Below are 15,061 nucleotides of genomic sequence, written 5' to 3'. Positions count from 1 at the left end.
AGCCACCCCCAGAGCCAGCAGGACCGGTCGGGATCGCGAGCCATCGCCGTGATTCGAGCCAGACACGATCACCCTATTGGGCCAGCCCCTTAGAACTCACACAGGATCTCCCATGTCCTTTGCCTCCCTCGGTCTCTCCGAGGCATTGGTCGGCGCCGTCGAAGCCGCCGGCTACGCCCAGCCCACTCCCGTGCAACAGCGGGCGATTCCCGCCGTGTTGCAAGGTCGCGACCTGATGGTTGCCGCCCAGACTGGTACCGGCAAGACCGCCGGTTTCGCCCTGCCTGTTCTGGAACTGCTGTTCCCCAACGGTCACCACGACAAGTCCCAGCGCCATGGCCCACGCCAGGCGCGCGTGCTGGTCCTGACGCCGACCCGCGAATTGGCGGCCCAGGTCCACGACAGCTTCAAGCTCTACGCCCGTGACCTGAAACTGGTCAGTACCTGCATCTTCGGCGGCGTCGGCATGAATCCCCAGGTGCAAGCCCTGTCCAAGGGCGTGGACCTGCTGGTGGCCTGCCCCGGCCGCCTGCTCGACCTGGCCGGCCAGGGCGCCGTCGACCTCTCCCATGTGGAAATCCTCGTGCTCGACGAAGCCGACCGGATGCTCGACATGGGCTTCATCCACGATGTGAAGAAGGTCCTCGCCAAGCTCCCGCCCAAGCGCCAGAACCTGCTGTTCTCGGCAACCTTCTCGAAAGACATCGTCGACCTCGCCAACAAGCTGCTGCACGATCCCGAACGCATCGAAGTGACCCCGCCGAACACCACGGTGGAGCGCATCGAGCAGCGCGTGTTCCGTCTCCCCGCCAGTCACAAGCGCGCCCTGCTGGCGCACCTGATCACGATTGGCGCATGGGAGCAGGTGCTGGTCTTCACCCGTACCAAGCACGGCGCCAACCGCCTGGCCGAGTACCTGACCAAGCACGGCCTGACCGCCGCCGCGATCCACGGCAACAAGAGCCAGAATGCCCGTACCAAGGCCCTGGCCGACTTCAAGGCCAACGACGTGCGCATCCTGGTGGCCACCGACATCGCGGCCCGTGGCCTGGACATCGACCAGTTGCCCCATGTAGTCAACTTCGAGCTGCCCAACGTCGAGGAAGACTACGTGCATCGCATTGGCCGTACCGGCCGTGCCGGTCGCAGTGGTGAAGCCATCTCCCTGGTCGCGCCGGATGAAGACAAGCTGCTGAAGGCCATCGAGCGGCTGACCAAGCAGAAGATCCCGGACGGCGATACCCAGGGCTTCGACCCGGCGACCGTCGAGGCCGAGCGTCCCGAGGCACGCCCGCCGCGCCCCGAGCGCCAGCCGCGCGCCGACAAGCCCAAGCGCGAAGCCAAGGCCGCCGCACCGCAGGCACCTGCCGAAGGGAAGGAAGCCAGTGCCGAAGGCGCCGCTGAAGGCAAGCCGCGCAAGAGCCGTAATCGCCGTCGTGGCAAGGGCAAAGGCGAGGGTCAGGAGCAAGGCCAGGGCCAAGGCCAACAGGCAGCCGGCCAGCGCCAGCAGCAGCCCAAGCAGCCGAAGCAGGCGCGCCCGCCGCAGCCGGCAGCTGATCGTGATCCGGAAGAATTCCTCGACGACGACGTGGACAACTTCGGTAATCGCGCCGATTACGTCAGCCCCTATCCGCCCAAAGGCCAGAGCCAGGGTCGCAACCAGCGCCGTGGTGGCCAGGGTCAAGGCCAGGGCCAGCGCCAGCAGGGACAAGGCCAGCAAGGTCAGGCCCGTAGTGGTGGCGGTCAGGGACAAGGTCGTAGCGGCGGTGGTCAGGGCCGCGGCCAAGGCCAGGGCAGTGGCAGCAACCAGGGCCAACGCCAGGGCGGCCAGAAGCAGGGCCAACCGCGCCAGGGTCAGGGCCAAGGCAAGGCGGCCAAGGGTCGTGGCAACAGCCAGCGCCGTGGTGACGATCAACTGGTGTCCCGTGGTCGCGACGAGCCTGCCGTGCAGGATCCGCGTGCCAACAAGCCGGCACCGAAGATCATCATGAAAGAGTCCCGCGCCGACCGTTACCCGACGCCGGAGCAGCTGGACGAACTGCAACAGAGCAACCGCCCGCGCGGCGAGAAGCCGGCATTGCTGACCCGCAATCGCTGAGTTTCACCCGCTCATGAAAACGCCGGCCAAGTGCCGGCGTTTTCGTTTTCGGATCATGCGGTCCCTGCGCGATACCCATCAGCCCTGTCCGCATGGGTATCGCTCCGCTCCACCCATCCTACGAGCCCATGAAAACACCGGCTCGGCGTCGACATTTTCATTTCCGGGGTGATGCAGGTCCGGACAGCAAAACGCCGGCACTGGGCCGGCGTTTTACTACGGCGGGAAGGCACGCTTAGGAGCGCACGCCCTCGAAGGAGATGATCAGCTCGGCTTCCTGGGAGGCCGGGCCGAGGTCCTTCTGGATGGCGAAGTCCTTCAGCTTGATGGTGGTAGTGCCTTCGAAGCCGGCGCGGTAGCCGCCCCACGGGTCGTCGCCCTGGCCAACGAACTTGGCCTTGATCACCACCGGCTTGGTCACGCCGTTCAGGGTCAGGTTGCCGGTCACGTCGGCAGTGCCCTGGCCAGTGGACTTGACCGCGGTGGACTCGAAGGTGGCGGTGGGGTTCTTGCTGACGTTCAGGAAGTCGCCGCTCTTGATGTGCTTGTCACGCTCAGCGTGGTTGGTATCGACGCTGGCGGTCTTCAGGGTGACCTTGATCTTGCTGGCCTCCGGATTCTTCTCGTCGAAGCTGAAGCTGCCGTCGAAGTCCTTGAAGGTACCGTAGATGTAGCTGTAGCCCAGGTGGCCGATCTTGAAGTTGACGAAGGCGTGCTGGCCTTCCTTGTCGATCACGTAGTCAGCGGCCATCGCCTGGCCAGCGAAGAGCGCAGCACCCAGGGTCAGGGCGGCGAAGGTTTTCTTCAGCATCGATGAATCTCCTTGTTGAGAGGTTGCGGCGTTATTTGGCGGCACGACCGAGCATGCGGGTCAGGGTCGCGTCGCGATCAATGAAGTGGTGTTTGAGGGCGGCCAGGGCATGGATGCCGGCGAAGATCAGCAGGCCCCAGGCGAGGTATTCGTGAATCGCACCGGCGACATCCTCCTGGTCGGGGATGGCGGTCAGGGTGGCGGGCACCTCGAACAGGCCGAACACGGCGATGCCGCGCCCTTCGGCGGTGGAAATCAGGTAGCCGGAAATCATCAGGGCGAACAGACCGACGTAGAGCACCAGATGGCCGACCTTGGAACCCAGGCGGGTCATAGGTCCATGGTTGGGCAGGGCGGGCGGCGGCGGGCTGACGAAACGCCAGGCCAGGCGCGCCAGCATCACCAGGAACAGCAGGATTCCGATGCCCTTGTGGATATCCGGAGCGGTCTTGTACCAGCTGCTGTAGTAGTTCAGACCGACCATCCACAGGCCCAGGGCGAACAGGCCGACGAAGACGATGGCCACCCCCCAATGCAGAACGATACTGACCAGGCCGAAGCGGGACGGGGAGTTACGCCATTGCATGAAATGAATCCTTGGAAACACAGGCTGGGTAAACGCGAGTGATTTAGCCTAGCGGCAAATCTATCGAATTAAAGCGGAAAATTTCGCTTTGAAATATCGAGTAATACGATCTTTATAACGAATGAAGCTTTGCAGGATTTTGTCGAAGGAAATGTCTGAAAGTTCGTAGGGCGCGGCCGAGCGGTGCGCCAGGGGGGACAGGCGGCGAGATGGCTCGCCGCCCGGGGCTGGAATCAGTTGAACAGGCGGGAGAAGAAGCCCTTCTTCTCTTCCTTGGTGGACGCCCTGGGCGCGGCTTGCGGCTTGGCTTCGGCCACCGCTTCCACCGGGCCGACGGTCTTGCCGGCTTTCAGGTCGATGACTTGGCCGGCGGCGCGCTGGCCGCTGCGCAGCGCGCCTTCCAGGGTGCCCGGATAGAGCGCGTCGGTGTGTTCGCCCGCGAATACCACTCGACCCAGGGGCTGCTCCCACATGCGCCAGTAGAGGCTGATCTCGCCCGGGCCGTAGGCCAGGTAGGCACCGCCCGCCAGGGCGTCCTTGCCGTAGCGACGCAGCTCGAAGCCCTTGAACTGCTCGCGGGCGCCCGGGAAGTGCTTGTCGAAACGGATCAGCACCTGGTCGACCATCTGCCGGTCGCCGAAGGCCTGCAGCAGGCGCGCGTTGTCGCCGGAAATGTTGATCAGCAGGTTGGCACCGCCCTTGAGGGCCGGCTCGACCCAGAGCATGCCCAGCCCCTGATCGCTATAGACCTCGCCGGAAAGGCGGCTCTTGCCCCAGACCGGTTTCTTGAACTGCAGCAGCATCTGGTCGCGCCAGCCGTAGTTGATGTCCTTCAGGGCACGCAGCTGCAGCGCAGAAAGGGACGGGGTCATGCTGATCTTGCCCAGCGCCGGCAGCGGCACCGCGAGCACGACGTAATCGGCCTTGTAGCCGGTGCCGCCAACCTTGACGGTGACGCCCTCCTGCTCCTGCACGATGGCGGAAACGCGGGCGTTGGTCTTGATGGTCTTGATCTGCTTGGCCATGGCCTGGGCCAGGACCTGGCTACCGCCAGGCAGGCGTGCTGCACGCATCTCGGTATCCGGCAGGCCACGGTAGACGCGAGCTTGCTGGGCCAGATAGAGCAGCGACAGGCGCGACGGCTCGTCATAGCGCGAGCGGATGCGCTGATCCACCAGGGCCTTGGCGGTGGGCGCCAGGTTCAGCTTCTCCAGCCAACGGGCAACGGAGATGGAATCGAGGGTCTGCAGGGTGTGGTTGGCCAGCGGCTTCATCGGATCGTCGATCGAGGCCGCGAGGTCGTCCAGGCTCTTGTCGAAGCGCTTCAGGCCTTCGACGGTGCTGGGCGCTTCCTTGAGCAGGTCGGCTTCGGAGAAGTAGCGGCCGTTCACCAGGTAACCCGGGTTGCGCACGTACTCCGGCGCGGACACGGCCTTCAGCTTGAACTGGTCCAGGTAGCGATACAGGCTCGGCTGCAGCTTGGCGCTGCCGACCCACTCGCTGGCAGCGAGGCCCGAGCGGCCACCGATGCTCGGCTTGGCCTCCAGCACGGTGACCTGCCAGCCCTTCTGCTGCAACTCGTAGGCCGAAGTCAGGCCCGCCATGCCGCCGCCGATGACGATAGCCGTCGGCTGCTTGTCCTTGGCCAGCGCCGTCGCACTGAGCCCTCCCACGATGATCAGCGCCAAGGCGCGCCAGGCTGCAGGCATGAAGAATCCCCCCGGTGAAGCAGCGTCGTTCGAAATTGGCGCGCAGGATACGCCAGCCCCGACGGCCCGGCCAGAAGTGCCTTCCGCGTGTTGAATGGCGTCCTGCTTGTCCGGGCCAGCCTCATTGCATAGGCTTCGCCGATCGCTACAGGAGAACGAGTCATGGGCCTCAATGCCGACTGGATGCAACGCGACCTCGCTGTGCTCTGGCACCCTTGCACCCAGATGAAAGATCACGAACGCCTGCCGGTGGTACCGATCCGCCGAGGTGAAGGCGTGTGGCTGGAAGACTTCGAGGGCAAGCGCTACCTGGATGCCGTCAGCTCCTGGTGGGTCAACGTCTTCGGCCACGCCAACCCGCGCATCAACCAGCGCATCAAGGATCAGGTGGACCAGCTGGAGCACGTCATCCTCGCCGGCTTCAGCCACCAGCCGGTGATCGAACTGTCCGAGCGCCTGGTGAAGATCACCCCCAAGGGGCTGGATCGGGTGTTCTATGCCGACAACGGCTCCTCCGGCATCGAAGTGGCGCTGAAGATGAGCTACCACTTCTGGCGCAATCAGGGGTTGGAACGCAAAAAACGCTTCGTCACCCTGACCAATAGCTACCACGGCGAAACCGTTGCGGCGATGTCGGTGGGCGACGTCGCCCTCTTCACCGAGACCTACAAGTCGCTGCTGCTGGACACCCTCAAGGTGCCGAGCCCGGACTGCTTCCTGCGCCCCGAGGGCATGTGCTGGGAAGAACACTCCCGCGCCATGTTCGCCCACATGGAACGCACCCTCGCCGAACACCATGAAGAGGTCGCCGCTGTCATCGTCGAGCCGCTGATCCAGGGCGCCGGCGGCATGCGCATGTACCACCCGGTGTACCTCAAGCTGCTGCGCGAGGCCTGCGACCGCTATGGCGTGCATCTGATCCACGACGAGATCGCCGTGGGTTTCGGCCGCACCGGCACCATGTTCGCCTGCGAGCAGGCCGGCATCGCCCCGGACTTCCTGGTGCTGTCCAAGGCCCTCACCGGCGGTTACCTGCCGATGGCTGCGGTACTCACCTCAGAGACCGTCTACCAGGGCTTCTACGACGACTACCAGACCCTGCGCGCCTTCCTCCATTCGCACACCTACACCGGCAACCCGCTGGCCTGCGCCGCCGCCCTGGCAACCCTGGACATCTTCGAGCAGGACAAGGTGATCGAAGCCAACCGCAAGCTGGCCATGCGCATGGCGACGGCAACCGCCCATCTTGCGGACCACCCGAACGTGGCGGAAGTGCGCCAGACCGGCATGGTGCTGGCCATCGAAATGGTCCAGGACAAGGCCAGCAAGACGCCCTTCCCCTGGCAGGAGCGCCGCGGCCTGAAGGTCTTCCAGCACGCCCTGGAGCGCGGTGCGCTGCTGCGTCCGCTGGGCAACGTGGTGTATTTCCTGCCGCCCTATGTGATCACTGAAGAGCAGATCGACTTCCTTGCCGAGGTGGCCAGCGAAGGCATCGACATCGCTACCCGCGACTCGGTGAGCGTGTCGGTGACGACGGACCTGCATCCGAATCACCGAGACCCGGGCTGACAAGTAACACGGACGGCGCGCCAGGCCTTAAACTGCGCGCCTGTCCCACCTCTGCCCGAACGCCCATGCGCCTTTCCCGCTTCTTCATCGATGCCCCGCTCTCCCTTGGCCAGCATGAGCTGCCCGAAGCCCAGGCCCACTACATCGGCCGCGTCCTGCGCCTGGCCACGGGCGATGCCGTGCAGCTGTTCGACGGCTCCGGACAGGAGTACCTCGGCGAACTGATCGAGGTGGGCAAGAAGGCCGCCAGGGTGGAGCTGCGCGAAGCCTTTGCCGGGATGGCCGAGTCGCCCCTGCGGGTTCACCTGGGTCAGGGCCTGTCGCGCGGCGAGCGCATGGACTGGGCGATCCAGAAGGCCACTGAACTTGGCGCAACCGAGATCAGCCCCATCGTCAGCGAGCGCTGTGAAGTGCGCCTGAAGGACGAACGCGCCGACAAGCGCCTCGCCCACTGGCGCCAGGTCGCCATCAGCGCCTGTGAGCAATGCGGCCGCTCGGTGCTGCCGGTCATCCATGCGCCGGTCACGCTGGCCGATTGGCAGCGCGACGTTCAGGCGGATCTAAAGCTGGTCCTGCATCCGGTGGCCGAGCCCCTGGCGAGCCATGCCAGGCCGGGCAGCCTGGCCTTCCTGATCGGCCCCGAGGGCGGCCTCTCCGAAGCGGAGGTCGAATCCGCGAAAGCGGCGGGGTTCCACGCTGCACGGTTGGGGCCACGGGTGTTGCGCACCGAAACGGCGCCGGTGGTGGCGCTCAGCGTGGCACAGCAACTCTGGGGCGATTTCTAGCTGACGTAGGTTGGTCTGGGCTACGCGAAGCCCAACGACCGGCATAACCGGAGAAACGTTGGGCCTCGCTACGCTCGGACCAACCTACGGTGCTCAGATCAGTCCGGCATCCGCCAGCATCTGCTCCAGGGCCATCAGGTCCGGGATCTTCGCCACGTCGGTCCCCAGCTGCACCGAATCCAGCTCGAGGATCGACAGCGGTGCATTGGCGCGGCGCAGGTCGTTTTCCAGCTTCAGCGAGCGGGGAATGCCCTGCAGCAGCAAGGCGATGAACTTCACGTGCGGACGGCCGCCGAGGGCGTTGAGTACCGCCACCCGGGCACCCGATCCCACCTTCACTTCACCACCTGCGGCAGCTTCGAAGGACAGCAGCGGCAGGCGCAGGTCGCGCCAGGCCACCTGGCCCAGCAGCCAGGCGGGCAGACCCGGAGTCGCCTGGGGCGCACGGTAGGGAATGAGTTCAGCCAGGGCCACGTTGGGCACCAGCAGGGTACGGTCGGACAGCGGCAGCAGCAGCCCGGTAAGGCTGGCGGCACTGTTCTGGGTGGTAACGGCTTGGCTCATGGGAAATCCTGGGTTAGCTGAACTGCGCGGCCAGATGTTCGACCAGCTTGGCGGCCAGCTCGCGCGGGTCGCCGCTGAAGCCGCTGTAGCCCCCTTCACGCAGGCTGTCGGGCATGCTCGAACAGGCGCAGGATTCGGCGCTCTGGGTCCAAATCAGCCCGCCCTGGCGGCGCAGGTAGGCGGCGGCGGCACTGCCGTCGCTACCCATGCCGCTGAAGGCGATGACGCCGCACTGGGCACCGAAGTGCTGGGCAAGGTTGAGCATGGCCTGGTCGATGGACGGGCTGTAGGGTTCCGGCCAGGGGCGTTCGCCCACCTGCATGCGGCCGTCGTCGGCGAAATTCAGCTCGCGGCTGATGGGCACGACCACCACTTCGCCGCAGCGCACGGCGTCGCCATGGCGGGCCTGGTTGACGTGCCACTGGCTGTGGCGACCGACTGCCTGGGGCAGTGCGCCCTCGAAGCTGGCGTCGATGTGTTGGGCATAGATGAACCCGATAGGCAGGCCGCCGGGCAGCGCGTCGAGGAACGCCTTGACCGCCGCCGGACCACCGAGGGAAGCGGCCAGCAGCCAAACCTGGCGTGCGGGCTCGCCCGCCACCAGCGGGGTATCGGCAAGCGCCCTGGGCAGCTCCAGGCGGGACGGGCGCTGCGCCTCGGCCAGCAGGGTTTCCAGGCTCGGCCCGACCGCCACCGCCGGATCACCCACCAGCTTCTTCAGCTTGCCGAACAGGCGCCGTTCCCAGCGCGGGTAGTGCTCGGAATGGCGCTCGGGTGCGTGCCCTTCGCCGAACAGCACCGGTGCGCTGGCGTGTTCCAGCAGGTTGTCCACCAGGGGCGAGTCTTCGGACAGGGCCAGATCCACCAGCCAGAGGTCGGTTTCGCAGGCGCCCAGGGCCTCCTCGTCGAGGCGGGCGGGGTCGCTGTTGAGCACCACCTGGTAGCCGTTTCCGGTTAGCGCCTGCTGCAGCACATGGCGCTGCAACGAGGTATCGGCGAGCACGGCGATGCGTGCGGAAGTCTTCTCTGTCATGTCCGTTTGACCAGATGCTGGATGGTTTCGAGCAGCAAGGACTCCTGATAGGGCTTGCCCAGGTAGTCATTGACGCCGATAGCCATGGCGCGCTCGCGGTGTTTCTCGCCGGTACGCGAGGTGATCATGATGATCGGCAGGTCCTTCAGGCGTTCGTCGTGGCGCACCAGAGTCGCCACTTCGAAGCCGTCCATGCGCGGCATCTCGATGTCCAGCAACATGATGTCGGGACGTTGTTCCTGCAGCAGGGCAATGGCATCTACCCCGTCCTTGGCGGTGAGCACGTTCATGCCGTTGCGCTCCAGCAGGCGGCTGGTGACCTTGCGTACGGTCACCGAGTCGTCCACCACCATCACCAGCGGCGGACGTTCGACGTCCATCTCCGCAGGCAGCAGGTTGACGTTGGCCGAACGCGGCAGCGGCTGCACCAGGTGCGCGTGACGCGAACGGATGGTCGCCAGCAGGTCGAGAATCACCACCACGCGACCGTCACCGAGGATGGTGGCGCCGGAGATACCGTGGACCCCGGCGAACTGCGCGCCGAGGCTCTTCACCACGATTTCGCGGGAACCCACCAGGGCGTCCACCTGCACGGCCACGGCGTGCTCGGAAGAGCGCACCAGGATCACCGGCAGCGGCAGGCTCTGGCCCACCAGCTTGGGCTGCTGGCCATTGTCCAGCAGGTCGCCCAGGTACTTCAGCTCGTAGTTCTGCCCGGCGTACTCGAAGCGCGGTGCGTCCGGCTGGTAATAGGTTTCCAGCTCGTAAGGCGAAACCCGCACGATACCTTCGATGGTGTTCAGCGGGATGGCGTAGAGATCCTCACCGGAGAGCACCATCAGCGCGCGGTTCACCGACACGGTGAACGGCAGGCGGATGAGGAAGCGGCTGCCCTCGCCCGGCGTCGAGTCGATGCTCATGGTGCCGCCGAGCTGTTTCACCTCGGAATGCACCACGTCCATGCCGACGCCACGGCCGGAAATCTGGGTGACCTTGTCGGCGGTGGAGAAGCCCGGTTCGAGGATGAACTGCAGCACTTCGTGGTCCGACAGGTCGGACTCGGCGTCCATCATGCCGCGCTCGATGGCCTTGCGGCGCACCGCTTCGAACTTGATGCCGGCGCCGTCGTCGGCCAGGGTCAGGACGATATCCCCACCCTCGCGACCGAGATTCAGGCGAATGGTGCCGCTCGAAGGCTTGCCGGCAGCACGGCGTGCCTCGGCATTCTCGATGCCGTGGTCGACCGCGTTGCGCAGCATGTGTTCCAGCGGCGCCACCATGCGCTCCAGCACGGTACGGTCCATTTCGCCTTCGGCGTTGCCGACGACGAATTCCACCTGTTTATCGAGTTCGCTGGCCACCTGCCGGACGATCCGGCGCAGACGCGGCACCAGGCGGTCGAAGGGCACCATGCGGGTACGCATCAGGCCTTCCTGCAACTCGGTGTTCACCCGTGCCTGTTGCAGCAGCAGGGTTTCCGCATCGCGGTTCTTCGCCGCCAGGGTTTCCTTGAGGTCGAGCAAGTCGGACGCGGATTCGAACAGCGCCCGCGACAGCTGCTGCAGCTGCGAGTGGCGGTCCATTTCCAGCGGGTCGAAGTCCTCGTAGCCGGCGCGCTCGGCCTCGGCCTGGTAGCGGCTGAGGATCTGCGCCTGGGTCTCGGTATCGAGGCGACGCAGCTGGTCGCGCACCCGCTCGATGGTGGCTTCCATCTCGCTCAGGGTGAAGCTGAAGTCGCTGACCTGCTGTTCCACGCGGCCACGGAAGATGGAGGTTTCACCGGCCAGGTTGACCAGGCCTTCGAGCAGCTCCGCGGGTACTTTCACCAGTTCCTGCGGGGCACGGCGGGCAGCGGCTTCCTGGGCGGCTTCACGAGCCCGCTGGACGAAGGGCAGCACGCGCTCCTCGCCAACCACCAGGGGCTGAGCACTGGCCGCGACTATCGGCGCGGCCAGTTGGGGCAGTTCCGGCTGGCTCGGCGCCGGCGTGGGCGCCGGCAGTTCTTCGGCCAGGCTCCGGTCGAGTTGCTGGCGCAGCTCTTCCAGTTCCGCCTGCAAGCCTTCGTAGCCCGATTGCACGTCGAGGAACAGGCTCTCCGGCCAGGGCGCGCCCTGTTGCTGCGCCTCGATCAGGTGTTGTTCCAGGTCATGGGTGAGGTCGCCCAGGCGCTTCTGCCCGGCCAGGCGCGCACCGCCCTTGAGGGTGTGCAGTACACGCAGCAGTTCGTCCACGTGGACGCCGTCGTCGCGAGCCTCTTCCCAGCGACCGATGGCCGCTTCCATGGACTCCAGCAGGTCATCGGCCTCTTCCAGGAAGATATCGAGGATGTCCGCCTCGGCCACCGTCTCCAGTTCGTCCTCGACCACCGGCTGCAAGTGCACCGCGGTGGGCATGCTCAGTTGTTCGGTGGGGTTGGCGCGCCAGTGCTTGATGGCTTCGATCAGTGCCTGGCCATCCGGCAGCGGGCGGCGCACACGCACTGCGTCGAGCATTTCGCTCAGGCGGTCCTGGCAGGACTGCAGCAGGCCGAACAGCGCCGGGCTGGCGCGCAGGCGACCACCGCAGAGGCCTTCGTAAAGGAATTCCAGTTCGTGGGCGAGATCGCCGATGGGACCGATCTCGGCCATCCGCGCACCGCCCTTGAGGGTGTGCAGGTCACGCTGCAGGGCTTCGATTTCGAGGCTGTTGTCCGGATCCTCGATCCAGCGCTGCAGGGCGGCGCCGGCACTGTCGAGGATGTCGAAACCTTCCTCGAGGAAGATTTCCACCAGTTCCGGGTCCTGGTCGCTGTCGAAGACCTGGGGCACGACGTAGGCGGTCGGCTCTTCGGCAACTCGAAGCGCCGGCAACTCGGCCTCGGGCTCATCGGCGACAAGCTCGGTGAGGACTTCGTCGTCTTCCTCCGCCTGCGCGTCGTTGGCGGCCTCCGGCGATTCGCCCAGGTCAGCGCCTCCCTCCGACTCGAAGTCCAACGCATCGAAGGCTTCGGATTCGGGCAGCGGCTGCACCACAGCGGCCGACAGGCTCTGCGCACCGCCCTGGCGGAAGCCACGGATGTCCTGGATCAGTTGCAGCGGGTCGGACAGGGCGCGGCGCGCCTGGAGCTGTTCCAGCAGCGAGGCCAGGCAGTCATGGCTGGCCTGCAGCAGGCCGGCGAGACGCGGCGAATGGCTGTAGCGACGATCCACCAACCCTTCGTAAAGGGACTCCAACTCGTGGGCGAGATCGCCGATGGGACGGATCTCGGCCATGCGTGCACCGCCCTTGAGGGTGTGCAGATCACGTTGCAGGGCCAGCAGTGCCGGGTTGTTGCCCGGCTCGCCCAGCCAGCGTTCCAGGGCCTTGCCGGCGCTGTCGAGGATATCCACCGCCTCTTCGAGGAAGATGGACACCATTTCTTCGTCCAGCGTGGCCGGGACCTGGTCCAGCGGTGCAGCCTCGGGCAGCTCCTCGGGTTCGAAGGAAGCCAGCTCGGGAAGCGCGACGTCCTCCAGTACCTGGGCTTCTTCCGCCTGTTCCGGCAACGGCGGATTGTCTCCGGCACGCGCCCAGTCGGCGGTATCCGCGTCCAGCTCTTCGATCTCCAGATCCGGGATGCCGGGCTCCAGCAGCGCCAGGGCCGCCGGGTCCACCACTTCCTGCAACAGGTCGCGCAGGGCCTGGGCGCGCTCGGGCTGAGGCGTGACCTCCAGCGCAGCGGCCACCTGATCCATCATGCTGATCAGGGCCTCGTGGGCCGCTTCGGCTTCGTCGAAGAAACGCTCGCTGACCGGCAGGCTGCCTTCATCGACCGCGCCATAGACATCCAGCAGGGCCTCGCAGAGTTCTTCGATCTGCGGCAGCTCGGCCATCTCGGCGCCACGGCCGAGGGTGGTCAGCTCTTCCAGCAGTGCGCCCAGCTCCTGGCGCTCGGCCGGGTGCTCACGCCAGCGGCGCAGCAGGTCTTCGGCGTCCAGCAGGATGTCCATGCCCTCGGCGAGGAACAGGGAGATCATCTGCGGGTCGCGTGTCTCACCCTTGTCGTCTCGGCGCGCGGCGTTGGCGGCATCCAGGCGGTCCTGATGCAGCTTCCGGATGCGTTCCAGCAGCGCCTCGCTGCCGGGGACCGGCGCCAGCGGCGTGCTGTCCAGCTGGGCCACGCCCTGACGCAGCAGGTTCAGCGCCTCATGCAGCAGCTCGGCCTCGGACAGGTCGATGCTGAGCAGGTTGGTCTTGTATTCCTTGGCCAGTTTTTCCAGGGGCGTGGCGATTTCCGCGATGGGCATGATGCCGGCCATGTGCGCACTGCCCTTGAGGGTGTGCAGGGCACGCTGGAGGTCATCGTTGACCGCCTGGGGCAACTCCTGGTCGCAAGCCTTGATGAAGCCGGCGAGGGTTTCCAGGTGCAGCTCCGCCTCGTTGCGGAAGATTTCCAGCAACTGCGGGTCCATGGCCTCACCGGATTCGGTGATGACAGGAGCATGCAGCTCGCCCGCGGGCTCGACGGCCTGCTCTGAACCCGGGGCTTCAGATTTTGGGAGGATCTGCCCCTTGGCCAGGGCATGGGCCGTGGCGGCCAGCAGGTCGACGTCGTCGCGCTGGCGCTGGGCCTTGGCAGCGTACTCCTCGACCAGGGCGGGCAGCAGGTCGACCACGTCCTGGACCACCTGATACACCGGCTCATCGGTTTCGATGCTGCGGTCCAGCACGCGGTTCAGCAGGTTCTCGACCGACCAGGACAGCTCGCCGATGATCAACGCACGGACCATGCGTCCACTGCCCTTGAGGGTGTGGAAGGCGCGACGCACTTCACCCAGCGAGTCGCGGTCGTTGCTGTCGGCCCGCCAGCGTGGCAGGTATTCAGCCAGGGTCTCCAGCACTTCGCCGGCTTCTTCGATGAAGACTTCCTGTAGTTCGTCGTCTATCGGTTCTTCGTCGGCGGGCGGCGGCAGCAGGCTCGGCGGCACGTCGCGGGCCGGCGGGTTGAATGCCGGCACCGGCGCTGCCATCACCTCGGCGAGGGACAGCGGCCGCTCGGCGGCGGGCGCCACAACAGGTTCTTCCAGCGGTGCGCTGGGCAGTTCCACTTCCGGCAGGCCAAGCTCGGCGAGAGCGGCTTCGTCCCACTCCAGGGGCGCCGGCAGGTCTTCCAGATTCAAGGCGTCCAGTTCAGCCACCGGCTCGGCGCCTGGCAGGCTGTCCAGCTCGTCGAAGTCCAGGCTGGGCAGCGCTTCGAAGTTCTCCAGCGACATTTCCAGTGCCGGCGGATCGCCCGGCAAGGCAGGCGGAAGCTCTTCCAGGTCGGCCAGATCGAAGCTCGGCAACGGCTGGCCTTCGTCAAACTCCAGCGGCTCGTCGAGGCTGAGGTTCAGCAGTTCGCCATCGCCTGCGACCGGTACTTCGGTTTCGGCGGGCAGGCTTTCCAGTTCGTCCAGATCGAGGCTGGGCAGGGCTTCGCCTACCGGCAGCAACACGGACTCCAGCTCCAGGGAAGCAATGGCCTCGGGCTTGGTCGGTGTATCCAGGGCGGGCACGATAACGAGGTCCGCCGCGTCGGCGGTCAGGTCCTCCAGACTCCAGGTGTTGTCGTCAGCCAGGGGAGCAGCCGCTGCGGTCAACTCCAGTGGCATGTCCAGGCTGAGATCGATGCTTCCGGCAGCCGGCTCGGCTTCCAGCTCGCCCAAGCTCCAGTTGTCGTCGGAGACCAGCAGATCGCCTTCGGCGGCCGGGGCAACGGTGGCTTCGGCCAGCTCCAGCGGCGCATCCAGGCTGAGATCGATGCTCTCGGCAGCCGGTTCGGCTTCCAGCTCACCCAGGCTCCAATTGTCGTCGGAGACCAGCAGCTCGCCTTCGGCGGCCGGGGCTACAGTGGCTTCGGCCAGCTCCAGCGGCGCATCCAGGCTGAGATCGATGCTCTCGGCAGCCGG

The 15,061-nt window shown here is 66.0% G+C and carries 9 protein-coding genes; 3 read left to right on the top strand and 6 right to left on the bottom strand.

Annotation, left to right across the window (positions count from 1 at the left end; all coding sequences use genetic code 11):
* The first annotated feature begins 112 nt into the window (after positions 1-112).
* On the top strand, positions 113-2,098 hold the full coding sequence (locus E8E91_RS09315; protein ID WP_280375508.1) for a DEAD/DEAH box helicase: 1,986 nt from the start codon (positions 113-115) through the stop codon (positions 2,096-2,098).
* Between the two features lie 235 nt (positions 2,099-2,333).
* Here the strand turns inward: E8E91_RS09315 and E8E91_RS09310 are convergent, their stop codons facing one another.
* From E8E91_RS09310 to E8E91_RS09300, 3 genes are all read right to left on the bottom strand, one after another.
* Positions 2,334-2,909: a YceI family protein gene (locus tag E8E91_RS09310; RefSeq protein WP_280375507.1), complete on the bottom strand. Its 576-nt coding sequence runs from the start codon at positions 2,907-2,909 to the stop codon at positions 2,334-2,336.
* A gap of 31 nt (positions 2,910-2,940) precedes the next feature.
* A complete protein-coding gene (locus E8E91_RS09305; protein ID WP_280370861.1) occupies positions 2,941-3,495 on the bottom strand; it encodes a cytochrome b in 555 nt (184 codons plus the stop codon).
* A gap of 233 nt (positions 3,496-3,728) precedes the next feature.
* Complete coding sequence (locus E8E91_RS09300) at positions 3,729-5,204, bottom strand: flavin monoamine oxidase family protein (protein WP_280375506.1); 1,476 nt, start codon at positions 5,202-5,204, stop codon at positions 3,729-3,731.
* Between the two features lie 162 nt (positions 5,205-5,366).
* On the opposite strand from E8E91_RS09300, the gene E8E91_RS09295 reads away from it, so the two are divergent.
* Positions 5,367-6,773: an adenosylmethionine--8-amino-7-oxononanoate transaminase gene (locus E8E91_RS09295; RefSeq protein ID WP_280375505.1), complete on the top strand. Its 1,407-nt coding sequence runs from the start codon at positions 5,367-5,369 to the stop codon at positions 6,771-6,773.
* A gap of 65 nt (positions 6,774-6,838) precedes the next feature.
* Complete coding sequence (locus E8E91_RS09290) at positions 6,839-7,558, top strand: 16S rRNA (uracil(1498)-N(3))-methyltransferase (RefSeq protein WP_280375504.1); 720 nt, start codon at positions 6,839-6,841, stop codon at positions 7,556-7,558.
* A 93-nt stretch (positions 7,559-7,651) separates the two neighbouring features.
* On the opposite strand, the gene E8E91_RS09285 is transcribed toward E8E91_RS09290, so the two are convergent.
* From E8E91_RS09285 to E8E91_RS09275, 3 genes are all read right to left on the bottom strand, one after another.
* On the bottom strand, positions 7,652-8,122 hold the full coding sequence (locus tag E8E91_RS09285; protein WP_280375503.1) for a chemotaxis protein CheW: 471 nt from the start codon (positions 8,120-8,122) through the stop codon (positions 7,652-7,654).
* A gap of 13 nt (positions 8,123-8,135) precedes the next feature.
* Positions 8,136-9,155, bottom strand: coding sequence for a chemotaxis protein CheB (locus E8E91_RS09280; protein ID WP_280375502.1), 1,020 nt, complete (start codon positions 9,153-9,155; stop codon positions 8,136-8,138).
* Positions 9,152-15,061, bottom strand: a 5,910-nt coding sequence (locus E8E91_RS09275; protein ID WP_280375501.1) for an Hpt domain-containing protein, incomplete at its 5' end; no start/stop codon positions are given. The genes E8E91_RS09280 and E8E91_RS09275, both read right to left, overlap by 4 nt.

It is taken from the genome of Pseudomonas sp. BN515 (genome assembly GCF_029873155.1).
Classification (GTDB): Bacteria; Pseudomonadota; Gammaproteobacteria; order Pseudomonadales; family Pseudomonadaceae; genus Metapseudomonas.
This window is presented reverse-complemented; position numbering and strand designations above follow the sequence as displayed.